Here is a 16,919-nt window from a genome sequence, read left to right as displayed (position 1 = left end):
GAACCCGAGATGATCGGGGTGTCGTCGCCCGGGAACTCGTACTTGCTCAGCAGTTCGCGGACTTCCATCTCCACCAGCTCCAGCAGCTCGGCGTCATCCACCATGTCGGCCTTGTTCAGGAACACGACGATGTACGGCACACCGACCTGGCGCGAGAGCAGGATGTGCTCGCGGGTCTGCGGCATCGGGCCGTCAGCGGCCGAGCACACCAGGATCGCGCCGTCCATCTGGGCGGCACCGGTGATCATGTTCTTCACGTAGTCGGCGTGGCCCGGGCAATCCACGTGCGCGTAGTGGCGCGCAGCAGATTCATATTCCACGTGGGCCGTGGAGATCGTGATGCCGCGCGCCTTCTCTTCCGGCGCCGCGTCGATCGCGTCATAGGCCTTGAACTCGCCACCGAAACGCTCCGCGCCGATCTTCGTCAGCGCCGCCGTCAGCGTCGTCTTGCCGTGGTCAACGTGACCAATCGTGCCCACGTTCACGTGGGGCTTGGTGCGTTCGAACTTACCCTTTGCCATGGCTGCTGGTTCTCGAGTGGATCAATGGATGGAAGTGGTGCTCACGAAAGGAATCGAACCTTCGACCTCCTCCTTACCAAGGAGGTGCTCTACCGACTGAGCTACGTGAGCGTGAAACCGGTGTGTTGCTAGATTGCCGCAGATCCTGCACGGACGTTCAGTGGAGCGGGAGACGGGAATCGAACCCGCACTAGTAGCTTGGAAGGCTACAGTTCTACCATTGAACTACTCCCGCACCGGGAGACCACTACAACGCGAAGCAACAACGAAAACTGGTGGAGGGAGGTGGATTCGAACCACCGAAGGCGTAAGCCAGCAGATTTACAGTCTGCCCCCGTTGGCCGCTTGGGTATCCCTCCGGGATCACCGGACTGACTGGGCTGGTGGGCCAAATCAAACCAGGGTGAAACAGCCCGAGATTTTGGCGTGTACCGGTCCGTCTGTCAACGCGCCGGACACACTTTTTTCTCAGACGTTGAACCTGAAATGCAGGACATCGCCTTCCTGCACCCGATACTCCTTGCCCTCCAGCCGCAGGCGGCCCGCGTCGCGGGCGCCCGCCTCACCCTTGTATTTGAGGAAGTCGTCAAAGGCGATGGTCTCGGCCCGGATGAAGCCCTTCTCGAAGTCGGTATGGATCACGGCCGCCGCCTGGGGGGCGGTGGACCCGGCCCGCACCGTCCAGGCGCGCACTTCCTTGACGCCAGCAGTGAAGTAGGTCTGCAGGCCCAGCAGCGTATACGCCGCCCGGATGACCCGGTTCAAGCCGGGCTCGTCCAGGCCGAGATCGGTCAGGAAGGCGTCGCGGTCAGCATCATCCAGCTGGGACAGCTCCTCCTCGATGGCGGCAGACACCGGCACCACCTGGGCACCCTCGGTGGCGGCACGGGCGCGCACAGCGTCAAGGTGCGGATTGTTCTCGAACCCGTCTTCCAACACGTTGGCCACATACATCACCGGCTTCAGGGTCAGCAGGAACAGGTCGCGGACCAGCGCCTTTTCCTCGTCATCCAGGCCCAGCGCGCGGCCGGGCTTGCCGTCGTTGAGGCCTGCCTGCAGCTTCTGCAGCACCGGCTTGCGGGCGATGGCGTCCTTCTCGCCCGCCTTGGCGGAGCGCTCGGCGCGATTCAGCGCCTTCTCGACGCTCTCCAGGTCGGCCAGCGCCAGCTCGGTATCGATGGTGTCAATGTCCGAGAGCGGGTCGATGCGGTTGTTGACGTGGATGACATCGTCGTTCTCGAAGCAGCGAACGACGTGGGTGATCGCATCCACTTCGCGGATGTGCGCAAGGAACTTGTTGCCCAAACCTTCGCCGCTGGCCGCGCCCGCCACCAGGCCAGCGATGTCGACGAACTCCACCGCGGTCGGGATGACCTTCTGCGGCTTGACGATCTCGGCCAGCTGGTTGAGGCGCAGGTCGGGCACCGGCACCACGCCCACGTTCGGCTCGATGGTGCAGAACGGGAAGTTGGCCGCCGCGATGCCCGCCTTTGTCAGCGCGTTGAACAGGGTCGACTTGCCGACGTTCGGCAGGCCCACGATGCCGCATTTGATGCCCATGTCTACATCCGTGATTCGTGATTCGTGATTGGTGATTCGGGGCCGATCCATGCCCTGCAAATCACCAATCACCAATCACGGCTTCTGCGTGTGCAGCCGCGTCATCGCGTCCATGAAGTTGCCCGCCACCGCCAGCGGCAGCACATCCAGCGCATCGTCGATCGCACGGGCGATTAGCACTTCGTCGTCCTTGCCCGGCTTGCCCAGCACCCAGCTGGTCACCCGGTCCTTGTGGCCGGGATGGCCGATGCCGATCCGCAACCGATGGAACTTGCCGTGCCCAAGATGCTGCATGGTGTCGCGCAAGCCATTCTGTCCACCATGGCCGCCATCGAACTTCAGGCGCGCCGCGCCCGGGGCCAGGTCTAGCTCATCATGTGCCAGCAACGCCTCTTCCGGGGCGATCTTCCAGAAACGCAGCGCCGCCGCTACCGACTTGCCACTCAGGTTCATGTAAGTGGCGGGCTTCAACAACCAGACCGGCTGCCCGGCCACCACCACTTTGGCGGTCTCTCCGAACAGCTTGCTGTCCAGCCCGAAACGCTCACCCTGCCGCTCCGCCAGGGCGTCGACAAAATGGAACCCGGCATTGTGCCGGGTTCGGGCATGTTCGGCACCGGGATTGCCCAGTCCGACGATGAGGCGCAAGCCTGCCATGGGGACGCATCGCATACCCTCGCCCGCCAGAGCGGGCGAAGGCTCACGCGATTACTTGTCGTCCTTCTTGGCGACCTTGGCCGCCGGCACTTCGGCAGACTCCACCGGAGCTTCCTCGGCCTCTTCCTTGCCGTGCTTGGCGATCACGACGGCGACATCGTGTTCTTTGCCCAGCTTCAGCTCGGGGATGACCACGCCGGCCGGCAGCTTGACCTCGGACAGGTGGACCACCGCACCGATGGCCAGGTCGGCCAGGTCGATCTCGATGAATTCCGGCAGGTCCTTCGGCAGGCACTCGACAACGACTTCGTTCAGCTCGTGGGTGACCACGACTTCGGCGGACTTGCCGGCCGGCGACTTGTCTTCGTTGAGGAAGTGCAGCGGCACCGCGGTGCGCAGCGTCTCGTTCTCGTTCACGCGCTGGAAGTCCAGGTGCATGATCTGCTGCTTGAAGGGGTGGCGCTGCATGTCACGCAGCAGCACCTTCTGGATGTCGCCGTTGAGGCTCAGGTCCAGGATCGACGAATAGAACCAGTCGTGCTGGGAGGCCAGCCAGACTTCGTTGTGGTTCAGCTGGATGCTGACCGGCTTCAGTTCGCCACCGTAAACGATGGCAGGCACGGTGCCCGCGTGACGGAGGCGGCGGCTCGCACCCTTACCCTCGTCTTCGCGGCGCTCGACCTTGATTTCATGTGTCTTAGCCATTTGCTTCACTACCTAGTTGTTGGACCGCCGTGTGGCGATCTGATGAAGGCTCATCCGCGACCAGATGAACCCGGAAAGCCACGCGCCATTACCCCGGCGTGCGGCGGAGAATCAATCCACGTACAGCGAGCTGACCGATTCGCCGAAAGCGATGCGGCGGATCGTTTCCGCCAGCAGTTCCGCCACAGACAGCTGGCGGATCTTGCTGCAGCCCTGCGCTTGCGGCGAGAGCGGGATGGTATCGGTGACGACGAGCTCGTCGAGGACCGAGTTGTTCAGGTTGTCCACCGCCGGGCCCGAGAGCACGGGATGGGTGCAGTACGCCGCCACCTTGTTGGCGCCGTGCTGCTTCAGCGCCGCGGCGGCGGCGCAGAGGGTGCCGGCGGTGTCGACGATGTCGTCCACCAGCACGCAGTCCTTGCCTTCCACGTCGCCGATGATATTCATCACCGTGGCGACATTGGCGCGCGGACGGCGCTTGTCGATGATCGCCAGGTCGGCGTCGTCGAGGCGCTTGGCGACCGCGCGGGCGCGCACCACGCCACCCACGTCGGGCGACACGACCAGCAGGTTCTCCGTGCCGTAGGCGCGCCAGATGTCGGCCAGCAGCAGAGGGGAGGCGTACACGTTGTCCACCGGGATATCGAAGAAACCCTGGATCTGGTCCGCATGCAGGTCGACCGTCAGCACGCGATCGGCACTCACCGCGCCGAACATCTTCGCCGCCACCTTGGCCGTGATCGGCACGCGCGAGGAGCGCATGCGGCGATCCTGGCGGGCGTAGCCGAAGTACGGCACCACCGCGGTGACGCTGCTGGCCGATGCGCGCTTCAGCGCGTCGATCAGCACCAGCAGTTCCACCAGGTTCTCGGCGCTCGGCGCGCAGGTCGGCTGCACGACGAACACTTCCTGCCGGCGGACGTTTTCCTGGATCTCGACCTGGACTTCGCCGTCCGAGAAGCGGGATACCAGCGCCTTGCCCGGGCGCACGCCCAGTTCGCGGCAGATGCTGTTCGCCAACGGCTTGTTTGCGTTGCCGGAGAAGACAAGCAGGTTGCGTTCGTCTTGCATGGTCGTCTCGGCAGATGCGGCTAGGACACAGTGAATTGGCAGGGGCGGAAGGATTCGAACCTACGAATGCCGGGATCAAAACCCGGTGCCTTAACCACTTGGCGACGCCCCTAGGCGTTTTTCTCCGTCTCGCGACACGACTCCAGCGCGCGCAGCAGTGGCGATCGCGCGGCGCCCTCCACCACCCGGGCATGCAGCCCGGAAGGCAAGGTCGCCAGCGCGGCCCCGGCAGAGGCCCGGTCGGCGAACTCCACGAAGCAGCCGCCGCCGGAACCCGTCAAACGTGGCGTACCGATGTGCGAAAGGGCCTGGAAGACTGCCTCGATGGCAGGCTCCCGACGACGCACGACCGGCTCGAACGCGTTGCCGAGCAGTGATCCCGAAACGAAGTCCGATATTTTCGCGGGTGCAGCATCACGCGTCAAATCCGGTGATGCGAAAAGTGCCGCCGTGGGAACGTGGACACCGGGATCAACCAGCAGATACCACGCCGGCGGTAGCGCCAGCGGCGTCAGGACTTCGCCCACCCCTTCGGCCCAGGCATTCTCACCGCGCACGAAGACGGGCACATCCGCGCCCAGCCTCAGGCCCAGGGACGCCAGCGCGCCGCGCCCCAATCGGCAGTCCCACAGATGATCCAGCGCCACGAGCACGGTGGCCGCATCCGATGACCCGCCGCCGAAACCACCCCCGGCAGGAATGCGCTTTTCGATGCCGATATCGACACCTTGAGCGACATTGGCCTCTTTTCTCAGGAGCTCAGCTGCCCGCACGAGAAGATCGTCTGCCTCGGCGACACCGGGAACGGACGCACCGACCCGACACACGCGACCCTCCGGGCGAAGCCGGACGTGGACGGTGTCCCCCCATTCCAGCAAACGGAACACGGTCTGCAACAGGTGATAGCCGTCGGCGCGCCGACCGGTGATCTGCAATGCGAGGTTGAGCTTGGCCGGGGCGGGCCAGGCCGACCAGCCCTCTTCCCGGGGGAAGGGGCTCATGGCGGCGTCAGGTGCCACTGGTCGACAGCGACTTTCACCGTGGCGCCCTGCCGGCGCGCCTCCATGCGACGCGGCATGGCGGGCTGCGCGCCGTCGGCCGGGAGCCAGTCCAGGTAATCGACCCGCCACCCGTGCTGCATGAAGGTCCTCGGCCTGCCGTCGGCCCCGTATTCCATGCCTTCCGCTGGCGCCGCGGGATCCGCGACGCCCCGTGCCCAATGAACCATCGAGGCGACCGGAATGTCCCAGCCGGTGGCGGTGCGCAACAGGTCGCCCGCCTCCGGGCCGTCTCGAGGCCCGCCCTCCAACCCTTCCAGCCGCGCGACACCGGAGCGCAGGTCCCCGCTGAGGCGCCAGCTCTGACGGGTGACCGGGGCGCTCAGCGCGACCAGGTAGCTCGACCCGGTCTGCTGCCAGTCGATGCGGCCGCTGCCACCCTTCCCGTTCGCATTGACCGCCACGCGTCCAGCGAACGACCAGTCGGGTTGCGAGGCCAGCCACGCCGTGCGCGTGGCCTGTCCAGCCTGCGCCGCCGCCAGCGCCGCGGGGTCGCGCAGTACAGGTGAGTCCACCGTGGCGCCACGCGTGGCGCACCCCACCATCGACAGGGCCGCGAGCCCCGCCAGCAGGAATCCGGAAACCTTCATGCGCCTGTCTTCTCCAGCGCCCGCAACAACGAGCGGTTGTCGGGATCCAGCTTGCGGGCTTCGTCGAAATACCGGCGCGCCTCGTCCTTCTGCCCCATCACCCACAGCACTTCCGCCACATGGGCGGCGATCTCGGGGTCCTTCTGCAGCGTGAATGCGCGACGCAGTTCCACCAGCGCCTCCGCATTGCGCCCCAGCCGGTAAAGCACCCAGCCATAACTGTCGATGATGGCCGCGTCTTCCGGCGCGGCGGTCCGCGCCCGGTCGATCAACTCCAGTGCCTCCTGATAGCGCGTGGTGCGGTCGGCCAGGGTGTAGCCCAGCGCGTTGAGCGCTGCCACGTTGTCCGGCTCGATCACCAGGATTCGCCTGAAGTCGGCCTCGGCATGGTCGATGCGATCGCGCCGCTCCCAGGCCAACCCACGGGAATACAACAGCGCAAGGTCATCGGGGTACGCCGCAAGCCCGCGGGCGAAGACCTCCATCTGGCCTTCGTCCTGCTTGTCTTTCTGCTGCAGCTCGGCCTCCATCAGATAGGCGTCGCGGCGGGTGCCATCTTCGACGCTGGCATCGCCCTGCAGCTTTCGGGCCTCCGCGAACGCTTCATCCTTCCGTTCCAGTTCGAACAGGGTGTTGATCGCGCGCAGACGCGCTTCCGCCCGCTGCTCGCCGGCGGGCACGCTGCGGTACCACGCCAGCGCCTCATCCTGACGCTTGAGGAACTCCGCCATCTGCCCCAGCAGCAACCGGCGGTCCGGGCTGTACTGGGTCGGTTGCCCCACACCCGAAGCCGCCCGCTTCAGTTCCTCATACAGCTCGCCCAGAGACGCCGTATCGTCCGCCTTGGCCAGCAACTGCGCCCGCAGGCCATAGGTCAGCGTGTCCTGCGGCCCCTGGCCCAGCGCGCGCGAGGCCGCCGCCGGGTCGCCCAACCTGTCGTACTCCTCGGCCAGCTTCAGCCGCAGCGCTGCGTCGCTTGCGGCCTTGGGAAGCAAACCGTCCAGCACCGCGCGGGCCTCCTGCTTGCGATCCGCCTGCAGCAACTGGCTGGCTTGCAGCAGGGCGACCAGCGGCTCCCCGGAGAAGCGCTTGACCACATCACCAACCATCCGCTCGGCCAGCGCGGGCTCGTCCATCTGCTGGGCCAGGCCGGTAAACGCCAGCCAAGCCTGCAATTTTTCGGGCATGGCGCCATCGTCGAGCAGATCGCGCAACAGCCGCGCCGGCAGTTCAGGATCCTTCCCACCGCTTGCCAACGCCGTCAGCGCGTAACGCCAACCCAGCTCGTCGGGATCCTTCATCAGCCCGGCCAACTCGCGACGCGCAACCCGCCTCTGCCCCTTGCGCAGTGCCAGCGTGGCCTCCGCACCGCGCAGCGCGAGGGTGCGGGGCGAACGCTCACGCCACAGCTTGATCGCTTCGCCCGCACGGACATCGTCCTTGGCCAGCAGCGCGATCCGGGTGGCGCGTTCGGCCAGCCCGGCGTCGTCGTCCTGCTCCCGCGCCGCGTCCAGGTACCAGCGCGCGGCATCCGGCAACTGGCCCGCCTGCAGGGCGAATTCGCCCGCCATCACCGTGGTCAGCGCGTCGTCCTGCCGATGGCCGGGCGAGGTCGACGATGCGGCAAGCGCCGAGGGCATGGCGGCCGCCATCGCCAGCGCTGCAAACAAGGTGCGAATCATTTCGGGCATGAACGTCACGTCGGCCGTAAAATGGCGGCCCTGATATGAGCCAGCAGCTTACTGCAAGCGCCTGAACGATGACGTTGTGGGTCCTCGGATTGAACCACCAGACCGCGCCGGTCGACCTGCGCGAACGGGTGGCGTTCGACGCCGGCACGGTGCCGCACGCGTTGTCGTCGCTGCGTGCGCTGCCCGACGTGGTCGAAGCCGCCCTGCTGTCGACCTGCAACCGCACCGAGCTGTATGCGGTGGCAGAAGACGGCGACGTGCTGGCGAGCTGGCTGGCCACGCATGCCGAGGGACTCGAGGGTTACCTCTACCGTCACCGGGATGCGGATGCCGTCCGCCACCTGTTCCGGGTCGCCACCGGACTGGACTCGATGGTGCTGGGCGAGCCGCAGATCCTCGGCCAGGTGAAGGACGCCTGGGCCACGGCGCGTGAACACGGCGCGCTGGGCAACCGCCTGGACCGCCTGTTCCAGCAGACCTTCGCCGTGGCAAAACGCGCACGCACCGACACCCGCGTGGGGGCCAATCCGGTATCCGTCGCCTCCACGGCAGTACGCCTGGCGCAGAACTCCTTCGCCCGCCTCAGCGACTCCACCGTGCTGCTGGTCGGCGCTGGCGAAACCATCGAACTGGCCGCAAAGCACCTCAGCGAAGGACGCGTCCGCCGGTTGCTGGTCGCCAACCGCACACTGGCGCATGCGCAGGAACTGGCCACCCGCCACGGTGGCTACGCCCTGCCGCTGAGCGAACTGGAACGCCACCTGGCCGAAGCCGACGTGGTGTTCTCCGCCACCGCCGCGCGCGAGCCCGTCGTGCTGCAGGCACAGGTTGCCGCCGCGCTGGCCAAGCGCAAGCACAAGCCGATGCTGCTGTTCGACCTGGCCGTACCACGCGACATCGAAGCATCGGTAGCCGAGCTGCGCGACGCATATCTGTACACCGTCGACGACCTCGAGCGCGCTGTCGAGGACAACCGCCGCAGCCGGCGCGAAGCCGCCGACGCTGCCGAAGCCATCATCGACGTGCAGGTCGGCCGCTTCATGGAAAGCCTGCTGGCCGGCTCCCGCCAGGAACCGCTCAAGCGCCTGCGCGCGCTGGGCGAGTCCACGCGTGAGGACGTGCTGGCGAAAGCGCGGCAGCAGCTGGCCAATGGCCGCGAACCGGAGCAGGTGCTCGAGTTCCTCGCCCACACGCTGACCAACCGCCTGCTGCATCCGCCCACCGCTGCATTGCGCGAGGCGGCAGTGAGCGGCGACGCCGAGCTGGCGCGCGCCGCCGATCGCCTGTTCCCCGCGCAACCGCCCTACTCCCACCTGAAGAAAGACAAAGACGATGACGCCGACGCTGCGCCGTAAGCTCGAAGCGCTGGCCGAACGCCGGGAAGAACTCGAACGCCTGCTCGCCGATCCGGGCGTGATCGGCGACAGCGACCGCTTCCGGAATCTCTCGCGCGAGTTTTCCCAGTTGGAGCCCGTTGCCAACGCGATGGCGGAAGAAAAGCGTGCGCAGGCCGATCTGGCCGCTGCGCAGGCGATGCGTGGCGACCCGGAGCTGGCCGAACTGGCCGACGAAGAGATCGCCGCCGCACAGCAACGCCTGGCTCAGCTGGACGACGAGCTGATGCTCCTGCTGCTGCCCAAGGACAACCGCGACGAGGGCAACCTGTTCCTCGAAGTGCGCGCCGGCACCGGTGGCGACGAAGCGGCGATCTTCGCCGGCGACCTGTTCCGCATGTATGCGCGCTATGCCGAACGCCAGGGCTGGAAGGTGGAGATCGAATCCGACAGCCCGGGCGAGCACGGCGGCTACAAGGAGATCGTGGCGCGCATCGTCGGCCGCGGCGCCTATTCGAAGCTCAAGTTCGAATCCGGCACCCACCGCGTGCAGCGCGTCCCGGAAACCGAATCGCAGGGCCGCATCCACACCTCCGCCGCGACGGTGGCGATCATTCCCGACGTGGACGAGGTCGACGACATCGTCATCAACCCGGCCGACCTGAGGGTAGACACCTTCCGTTCTTCCGGTGCCGGCGGCCAGCACGTCAACAAGACCGAGTCGGCGATCCGCATCACCCATGTCCCCAGCGGCGTGGTGGTGGAATGCCAGACCGAGCGCAGCCAGCACGCCAACCGCGACAAGGCGATGAAACGGCTGAAGGCGCAGTTGCTGGATGCGGAACGCAGCAGGCAGCAGGCCGCGCAGGCCGAATCGCGCAAACTGCAGGTCGGCAGCGGCGACCGCAGCCAGCGCATCCGCACCTACAACTTCCCGCAGGGCCGCATCACCGACCATCGCGTCGAAGGCCTCACGCTGTACGACCTGCCCAACATCATCCAGGGCAGCCTGGACGAACTGGTCGACCGCCTCGGTCGCGAGCACCTGGCCGACGAACTCGCCCGCCTGACGGAGGCGGCATGACGACGGTTGTCCGCCGGACGGGACTGACGCACCTGGACGTTGTCGCCCGCCTGTTCGACCAGTACCGCGGCTTCTACGGCCAGCCCTCGGACCCGGCATTGGCACGGGATTTCATCCGCGAGCGGATGGAGCGCGACGAGTCCGTCATCCTGCTGGCCTGGGTAGACGACGCGGCCGTCGGCTTCACCCAGTTGTATCCGGCTTTTTCTTCCGTCAGCGCGTCGCGGGTCTGGATCCTGAACGACCTCCTCGTACTGCCGGAGGCGCGTCGCAAGGGCGTTGCGCGCGCATTGCTATCGGCCGCCGCCGACTTCGCTCGCGCCGACGGGGCGTTGCGGCTGGAACTGGAAACCGACCCCGACAACGCCACCGCGCACGCGCTGTACCGCGCGATGGGCTGGGTGCCCTACGACGGCACGCTGCGTTTCCGCCTGCCGCTCTAGCCCGCGCACCGTGGAAGCCGGCTTCCCCGGTGCGGGAGCGACGCCAGTCGCGACATGGGTGCCCCGTTCGCGACTGGCGTCACTTCCACATGCATCGCACGTGGCGCAAGGCTTGTCGCGCGCTGTCGATGGTCGCTAGGCTGCCGCCTATGATCGTCGCCACGCCTCCCGCCAGCGCCACCTGCACCATCGAGCCAGGTGGTCGCGGTGACCGTTGACGATCCACGCAACGAGCGCACGCGATTGCGGCTGCATGTACGGCAGGCGCCGCAGGACTTCATCGCCTGGGTCATGCTTTCGGATGCGGAGCTCGACCACGGTGATGCCGAGGCGGGACGGCGCGCCGCCGAGCACGCGCTGGATCTGCGCCCCCGCCATCCAGAGGCCCTCGCGCGCCTTGGCCGCAGCCACTGGCTGTCGGGTCGGCACGCGCAGGCGGCACAGACATTGAGCGAGGCCGCTGCGCAGGCGCCCCAGCACCCGGGCATCGCATTGTGGCTCGGCCACGCCCTCGAGGATGCCGGTGAAGCCGAGGCCGCCGCGCAGGCCTACGAGCATGCCCACCGACTGCTGCCGGGCGAGCCCATGTTCGCCGCCCACCTGTTGAACTGGCGCCGCAGGCTCTGCGACTGGCGTGACCTCGATACGCTGTCGGCGCAGGTGCGGCGCGCCGTGCGCGAGGGTCGCGGGGTGGTGGAGCCGTTCGCCTTCCTCAGCGAAGATGCCAGCGCACAGGAGCAACTGGCCTGCGCACGGCAACGCGCGCAGGCGCTGGCGTCGGTGGTCCGTCCGCTTCCGCCCGCACCGCACGGGCCGGAAGACGCGCCGCTGCGCCTGGGCTTCCTCTCCAACGGCTTCGGTGCGCATCCCACCGGCCTGCTGACGGTGGCGTTCTTCGAAGCCCTGCAGGCGCATGCAACGGTATCCGCACACCTGTTCGCCCTCACGCCCGACGATGGCAGCCCCATCCGCCAACGGCTGGCGACGGCCACGCACTTGCACGATCTCGCGAGCCTCCCGCATGCACGCATCGCGCAGGCTATCCGCGACCAGCACATCGATGTTCTCTACGACCTCCGCGGCTGGGGTGGTGGTGGCACTCCGGAAGTGCTGGCCATGCGGCCCGCGCCCGTGCAGGTCAATTGGCTGGCCTATCCTGGCACCTCCGGTGCGCCGTGGATCGACTACGTGCTGGCGGATCGCTTCGCCTTGCCCGAGGCGTTGGTGCCGGCGTACAGCGAAACCGTCGCCTACCTGCCCGGCGCCTTCCAACCGTCCGATACGCGTCGCACGATCGACACACCGCCCCCGCGCGAGGCCTGTGGCCTTCCCGGCACCGGCGTGGTCTACGCCTGCTTCAACAACAGCTACAAAGTGAACCCACGCAGCCTGGCCAGGATGCTCGACATACTGACGAACGTCGACGGCAGCGTGCTGTGGCTGCTCTCCGGACCGGGGCGGGCCGACGACCGCCTGCGCGCGGCGGCGCAGACGCGCGGCATGGATCCGGCGCGCCTGGTGTTCATGCGCAAGCTGCCGCATGCGGAGTACCTGGCGCGCTACCGGCATGCTGACCTGTTCCTCGACACGCATCCCTACAACGCGCACACCACCGCATCCGACGCGCTGTGGGCAGGCTGCCCGGTGCTGACCTGCGCGGGCGCGACGTTCGCCTCCCGCGTCGGGGGCAGCCTCAATCATCATCTCGGCCTGGACGAGATGAACGTGACCGACGACGAGGCCTTCGTCGCGACCGGGATCCGGCTGGGCCGCGATGCCGCGGCACGGGCGGACCTGCGCGTACGCCTGCAGACCGCGATCACGCACGCGCCGCTCTTCGACATGCCGCGGTTCGCGGAAGGCTTCGCCGACGTCGCCTGGCGCATGGCTGACCGGCACCGCAAAGGGCTGCCACCCGCGCCGCTCGGCTGACCCGCGATTGCGCTACCCTTCGGGCATGAGCCATGCCGACGCCTTGATCCCGTTGCACCTGTGCGTGTTGACCGTCTCCGACAGCCGCACACTCGCCGAGGATCGCTCCGGCGACTACCTCGCCGAGGCGCTCGCGCAGGCAGGACACCGCCTGCATGACCGCGCGCTGCTGCCCGACGACCGTTACCGCCTGCGTGCGCAGGTCTCGCAGTGGATCGCCGATCCTGCAGTCGACGGCATCCTGGTGACCGGCGGCACCGGCTTCACGGGTCGCGACTCCACTCCGGAAGCCCTGCTCCCGCTGCTGGACAAGGAAATGCCGGGCTTCGGCGAACTGTTCCGGCACGTCAGCGTCGAGGAGATCGGGACGTCGTCGCTGCAGTCGCGCGCGTTCGCCGGGCTGGCGAACCAGACCTTCCTGTTCTGCCTGCCGGGCTCCACCTCGGCCTGCCGCACGGCGTGGGAGAAGATCATCCGCGCCCAACTCGACGCACGCACACGGCCCTGCAACCTGGCCACGCTGCGTCCCCGCCTGAAGGAATGAGCAAGGAGAGCCCGCCATGTCACTCGATGCCACCCTGCGCCTGCTGACCAAGGCCAGCGGCCTGACCGCTGCCGATCTCGCCGCCGCCATCCCGCGCGCCGGCGTGACCACGGTGAAATCCTGGCTGGCCGGCGAGAAGCTGCCCGGCGGCGACCAGCTCGCCGCACTGGCACGTGCCTTCGGCGTCCCCGCGGGCGCGCTGCTGTCGGAACTGGCGACGACGCTGGATCCCGCGCGCACACGGGGCGAGCATGACCTGCTGGCCGCCTACCGCGCCCTCAACACGCGCCAGCAAGGCGCCTTGCTGGAAGTCGCGCGCGGCATGGCAGGCCATGCCCGCCGCAAACGCTGAATCCCCCGCCACCGCACAGGACACGCGATGAAGACCCTCAAACGCAAGGACTACGAAGCCCAGCTCAAGCCCTTGCAGCTTGAACTGGCCGCGATGGCGCGCTGGGCGTCGCACTGCGGCGCCCGCATCGTGGTGGTGATGGAAGGCCGCGACACCGCCGGCAAGGGCGGCGCCATCGGCGCGCTCACCGAGCACCTCAACCCGCGCCAATGCCGCGTGGTGGCACTGCCGAAACCGAGCGAACGCGAAGCCACGCAGTGGTACTTCCAGCGCTACATCACGCACTTGCCGGCTGCCGGCGAGATCGTGCTGTTCGACCGCAGCTGGTACAACCGCGCCGGCGTGGAGAAAGTGATGGGCTATTGCACGGACGAACAACACGCGCGATTCCTCGCGCAGGCGCCGGTGTTCGAGAAAGGCATCACCGACGACGGCATATTGCTGTTCAAGTACTGGCTTTGCGTGGACCAGGCGCAGCAGGAGGAGCGCTTCGCCGAACGCGCCGACGAGCCGCTGAAGAGCTGGAAACTGTCGCCGATCGACCTGAAGGCGCGCGAAAAGTACGCCGACTACACCACCGCGCGCGAAACGATGCTCAAGGCCACGCACACGCAGCATGCGCCGTGGACACTGGTCGACTTCAACGACCAGCGCACCGGCCGCCTCACCCTGATCCGCGACCTGCTCGACCGCCTGCCCGATACGCAGGTGCCCCTGGAACCACTGGGTCTGCCGCCGCTGAAAGGCAAGCTGCACAAGGAACGCTACGGCGTGCTGAAACCGATCAAGCCGCGCTGCGGCGGCTGACGCATGCGGGCATTCTGGATAGCCACCCTGTGGCTGGCGTCGTCGCATGCGATGGCGCAGCAGGCTGCCACGGCGGACGACACCTCCGCGACCACGCTGGGGACCCTGACCGTCAGGCCGGACCCGGAAGAGGTGGTGGATCTCTACCGCTTCGAGAATCCCGTCGACGTCGCGCCCACAGTATTCAGTCGTCGCTGGAAGGAACCGACCAGCCTGGAACAACTCGGCAAGAACGGCGGCATCGTGCCCATCCTCGTCGGCCTGGCCGCACAACAGGTGCAGAAGGGCGCGCGGAAGATCCCCGGGTGGAAAGAACCGGAGCAACCCGCGACCGCGCGGCCACCACCGCTGGACGAACAGCAGGCCGCGCGCGCCCTGCGCCTGCACAATGCGGGCGACCAGCCCTAGGCCATCGCTGATTCACTGACCCCGTTCGTGGTCATCCCGTGACGAAACCGTCGTTCACCGGTCCCGTCCATGCATCGCGCACGACCGATTCAACGCATGCGGCGGGTGGTCCTAGGCGAAGCCACGCCTCCAGCGCATCGAGTGCCGTCGCATCGCCCTGAGCGATCACTTCCACGCGTCCGTCCGCTAGGTTGGTGGCGCGACCGCTCAGCCCCAGATCGAACGCGCGCTCACGCGTGGACGCGCGGAAGAACACGCCCTGCACCTTGCCGCTGACCAGGAAGCGCGCCGCGGCCATCAGACCTTCGCTGCCGGACCGCCTGCCGCCGCGATGGCCGCCGTGATGTCCTTGCCGGTCACCGGGCCCAGGAACTGCTTGGCAACCTTGCCATCGGGCGCGATCAGGTACGTAAGCGGCAGGCCGCGCGGCGTGGCGAAGTCGGCCGGCGGGTTGTACACGTCGAGGATGGCGATCGGATACACCACCGGCCGTTCGGCCAGGAAGGCCTTCAGCTCGTCCGCTTCGATTTCCTCGTACGCCAGCCCAATCACCTCGATATGGTCATTGTCCTTGTCCAGCGCGGAAAGATCGGGCATCTCCTTCAGGCAGGGCGCGCACCAGGTGGCCCAGAAATTCACCACCACCCACTTCCCACGGTGCGTGGCCAGCGTGTAATCGGCACCGTCGAGTGTCTTCACCTGCAACATCGGGACGTCTGCCGTGCGGTCGGCGGGCTTCTCGGTGGCAGGGTCCACCGACTGCACATGTGCTTCGATCGCCGGTTCCGCCACCTCGGCGGGGGCCGACCCTGCGTTGCACGCGGCCAACAGCAGGATGGCGGCCAGCGAAAGGGAGGGAACGGACTTCATGCAGGCTCCTGGTGGGATTCGGTGAACAGATCGCTGACGCGCCTCTTCAGCAGTTCGCGCAAGGGCATGCGCAGGTCATCCAGCGCACGGCGTGCCGCGCAGCCCAACGCATCATCGTGGAACGGCAGATGCGCCTCCGCAACGGGAATACGCAACTGGCAGGCTTCGTACAGGTCGCACAGGGTCAGGTCGTCCAGGTCGCGTGCCAGCAGCCACTCGCCTTCTTCGTCGCGGCGCAGCAGGTTGATCTCCGACAGCTGGCCCAGCATCTGCTGGATCAGCGAATCCGTCAGCATCGGCTCCAGGGCGAGGATCTGGTCGCTGTGCAGGCCGCGCCCCTTCTCGCGCGCCTGCGCGAAGCGCCCCAGCATGCGCAGCAGGCCATAGATCTCGTAGCCCAGCGGCAACCGCAACGCGACCGGCTGGTAGCGGAACGCGGCCATGCCCGACGCCAGCGACGCGCCCAACAGCACGGCAATCCAGCACAGGTAGATCCACAGCAGCAGGATCGGCGCCGCCGCCACCGCACCATAGATCTTCTGGTAGGTATTGAAGCTGCCCAGGTAGGCGCCCAGGCCCCACTTCGCCAGCTCCAGCAACACGGTCGCCAGCAATGCGCCGGCCACCGCATAGCGCCACTTGATGGTCCGGTGCGGCACCACCCGGTAGATCACCACGATGGCCGCCAGTTCGATCAGTACCGGTGCCACGCTCAGCGACAGCGTCTGCAGCCAGCGCCCGCCGCTGGTCGCGAACACCGGCAAGGCGTAGAAGCGCGCGGACAAGGCCAGCGACGCCGCGGCCATCAGCGCGCCCAGCGTCAGCACCGTCCAGTAGACGAGGAAGCGCGACAGCTTCGGCCGCGCACTGCGCACGCGCCAGATGCGGTTGAACGTGGCCTCGATGCTGTTGAGCGTGATCAACAGCGACGCCACCAGGGCGATCACGCCCACCGCGGTCAGCTTGCCGGTGTTGGCGAGGAAGCCGTCCAGCTTCGCCTTCAGGCTGACCGCCGCGCCCGGCAGGAAGTTGGCGAAGATGTAGTCGCGCAGCTGCGCACTCCATTCCTGGAACACGGGGAACGCGGACAGCACACCGAACACCACCATCGCCAGCGGGACCAGCGCGAACAGCGTCGTGTAGGCCAGCGAACCTGCGGCCTGGAACAGGCGGTCGTCGAGGAAGCGCTTGGTCAGGAAGCGGAAGAACGTGCCCATGCGCGCACGGTCGCGCATGCGTTCGGTCCAGCGGTTCAACGAGTCCAGTGGCTCCATGGGCGGAAGGGTAACCGA

19 protein-coding genes and 4 tRNA genes are annotated in these 16,919 nt (G+C 67.3%); 8 read left to right on the top strand and 15 right to left on the bottom strand.

The features are described from left to right. The 12 genes from FB548_RS16615 to FB548_RS16560 all read right to left on the bottom strand — a co-directional run. A partial coding sequence (locus FB548_RS16615; protein WP_142125896.1) for a GTP-binding protein occupies positions 1-521 on the bottom strand: 521 nt, incomplete at its 3' end. A 35-nt stretch (positions 522-556) separates the two neighbouring features. Beyond that, positions 557-632, bottom strand: a tRNA-Thr gene (locus FB548_RS16610). 50 nt (positions 633-682) lie between these two features. Continuing rightward, a tRNA-Gly gene (locus FB548_RS16605) sits at positions 683-756 on the bottom strand. A gap of 38 nt (positions 757-794) precedes the next feature. Next, positions 795-880 (bottom strand) — tRNA-Tyr (locus tag FB548_RS16600). Between the two features lie 109 nt (positions 881-989). Further along, a complete protein-coding gene (gene ychF, locus FB548_RS16595; RefSeq protein WP_142125895.1) occupies positions 990-2,081 on the bottom strand; it encodes a redox-regulated ATPase YchF in 1,092 nt (363 codons plus the stop codon). Between the two features lie 75 nt (positions 2,082-2,156). Then, positions 2,157-2,738, bottom strand: coding sequence for an aminoacyl-tRNA hydrolase (gene pth / locus FB548_RS16590; protein WP_142125894.1), 582 nt, complete (start codon positions 2,736-2,738; stop codon positions 2,157-2,159). Positions 2,739-2,789: 51 nt separating this feature from the next. Further along, positions 2,790-3,443 carry a 50S ribosomal protein L25/general stress protein Ctc gene (locus FB548_RS16585; protein ID WP_142125893.1) on the bottom strand — a complete coding sequence of 218 codons (654 nt, stop codon included), beginning with the start codon at positions 3,441-3,443 and terminating at the stop codon, positions 2,790-2,792. Positions 3,444-3,554: 111 nt separating this feature from the next. Further along, the gene (locus FB548_RS16580) at positions 3,555-4,514 is read right to left on the bottom strand and encodes a ribose-phosphate diphosphokinase (protein WP_055940747.1); all 960 of its coding nucleotides are present in this window, start codon (positions 4,512-4,514) and stop codon (positions 3,555-3,557) included. Between the two features lie 36 nt (positions 4,515-4,550). Then, positions 4,551-4,626: transfer RNA gene (locus FB548_RS16575), tRNA-Gln, on the bottom strand. After that, complete coding sequence (gene ispE, locus FB548_RS16570; RefSeq protein WP_142125892.1) at positions 4,625-5,515, bottom strand: 4-(cytidine 5'-diphospho)-2-C-methyl-D-erythritol kinase; 891 nt, start codon at positions 5,513-5,515, stop codon at positions 4,625-4,627. Before ispE ends, FB548_RS16575 begins: the two co-directional genes overlap by 2 nt. Beyond that, positions 5,512-6,162 carry a lipoprotein insertase outer membrane protein LolB gene (gene lolB / locus FB548_RS16565; RefSeq protein ID WP_142125891.1) on the bottom strand — a complete coding sequence of 217 codons (651 nt, stop codon included), beginning with the start codon at positions 6,160-6,162 and terminating at the stop codon, positions 5,512-5,514. The genes ispE and lolB overlap by 4 nt, the downstream gene beginning before the upstream one ends. Continuing rightward, positions 6,159-7,802 (bottom strand): tetratricopeptide repeat protein, encoded by a 1,644-nt coding sequence (locus FB548_RS16560; RefSeq protein WP_255470603.1) that lies wholly within the window; start codon positions 7,800-7,802, stop codon positions 6,159-6,161. Before FB548_RS16560 ends, lolB begins: the two co-directional genes overlap by 4 nt. A gap of 119 nt (positions 7,803-7,921) precedes the next feature. Between FB548_RS16560 and hemA the strand changes: the two genes are divergently transcribed. From hemA to FB548_RS16520, 8 genes are all read left to right on the top strand, one after another. Next, on the top strand, positions 7,922-9,208 hold the full coding sequence (gene hemA / locus FB548_RS16555; protein ID WP_142125889.1) for a glutamyl-tRNA reductase: 1,287 nt from the start codon (positions 7,922-7,924) through the stop codon (positions 9,206-9,208). Beyond that, complete coding sequence (gene prfA, locus FB548_RS16550; RefSeq protein ID WP_142125888.1) at positions 9,186-10,271, top strand: peptide chain release factor 1; 1,086 nt, start codon at positions 9,186-9,188, stop codon at positions 10,269-10,271. The genes hemA and prfA overlap by 23 nt, the downstream gene beginning before the upstream one ends. Next, positions 10,268-10,714, top strand: coding sequence for a GNAT family N-acetyltransferase (locus FB548_RS16545; RefSeq protein WP_142125887.1), 447 nt, complete (start codon positions 10,268-10,270; stop codon positions 10,712-10,714). Before prfA ends, FB548_RS16545 begins: the two co-directional genes overlap by 4 nt. A gap of 207 nt (positions 10,715-10,921) precedes the next feature. Next, a complete protein-coding gene (locus tag FB548_RS16540; RefSeq protein ID WP_142125886.1) occupies positions 10,922-12,646 on the top strand; it encodes a tetratricopeptide repeat protein in 1,725 nt (574 codons plus the stop codon). Between the two features lie 25 nt (positions 12,647-12,671). Further along, positions 12,672-13,190, top strand: a complete 519-nt coding sequence (gene moaB / locus FB548_RS16535; RefSeq protein ID WP_142125885.1) for a molybdenum cofactor biosynthesis protein B — start codon at positions 12,672-12,674, stop codon at positions 13,188-13,190. A gap of 16 nt (positions 13,191-13,206) precedes the next feature. Next, positions 13,207-13,542, top strand: coding sequence for a helix-turn-helix domain-containing protein (locus FB548_RS16530; protein ID WP_142125884.1), 336 nt, complete (start codon positions 13,207-13,209; stop codon positions 13,540-13,542). Between the two features lie 27 nt (positions 13,543-13,569). Beyond that, on the top strand, positions 13,570-14,349 hold the full coding sequence (ppk2, locus tag FB548_RS16525; protein ID WP_142125883.1) for a polyphosphate kinase 2: 780 nt from the start codon (positions 13,570-13,572) through the stop codon (positions 14,347-14,349). Positions 14,350-14,352: 3 nt separating this feature from the next. Further along, a complete protein-coding gene (locus FB548_RS16520) occupies positions 14,353-14,757 on the top strand; it encodes a hypothetical protein (RefSeq protein ID WP_142125882.1) in 405 nt (134 codons plus the stop codon). A gap of 31 nt (positions 14,758-14,788) precedes the next feature. Here FB548_RS16520 and FB548_RS16515 read toward each other — a convergent pair whose 3' ends face one another. From FB548_RS16515 to FB548_RS16505, 3 genes are read right to left on the bottom strand one after another with little or no spacing between them, the layout of a single operon-like run. Continuing rightward, positions 14,789-15,055: an acylphosphatase gene (locus FB548_RS16515; protein ID WP_142125881.1), complete on the bottom strand. Its 267-nt coding sequence runs from the start codon at positions 15,053-15,055 to the stop codon at positions 14,789-14,791. Further along, on the bottom strand, positions 15,055-15,627 hold the full coding sequence (locus FB548_RS16510) for a TlpA disulfide reductase family protein (RefSeq protein ID WP_142125880.1): 573 nt from the start codon (positions 15,625-15,627) through the stop codon (positions 15,055-15,057). Before FB548_RS16510 ends, FB548_RS16515 begins: the two co-directional genes overlap by 1 nt. After that, a complete protein-coding gene (locus FB548_RS16505; protein WP_142125879.1) occupies positions 15,624-16,901 on the bottom strand; it encodes a YihY family inner membrane protein in 1,278 nt (425 codons plus the stop codon). The genes FB548_RS16510 and FB548_RS16505 overlap by 4 nt, the downstream gene beginning before the upstream one ends. Between the last annotated feature and the right edge of the window lie 18 nt (positions 16,902-16,919).

This window comes from Pseudoxanthomonas sp. 3HH-4 (genome assembly GCF_006716465.1).
In the GTDB taxonomy this organism is placed as follows: Bacteria; Pseudomonadota; Gammaproteobacteria; order Xanthomonadales; family Xanthomonadaceae; genus Pseudoxanthomonas_A.
The sequence above is the reverse complement of the archived record's forward strand: the minus strand, read 5'-3'. Positions and strand labels throughout refer to the sequence as shown.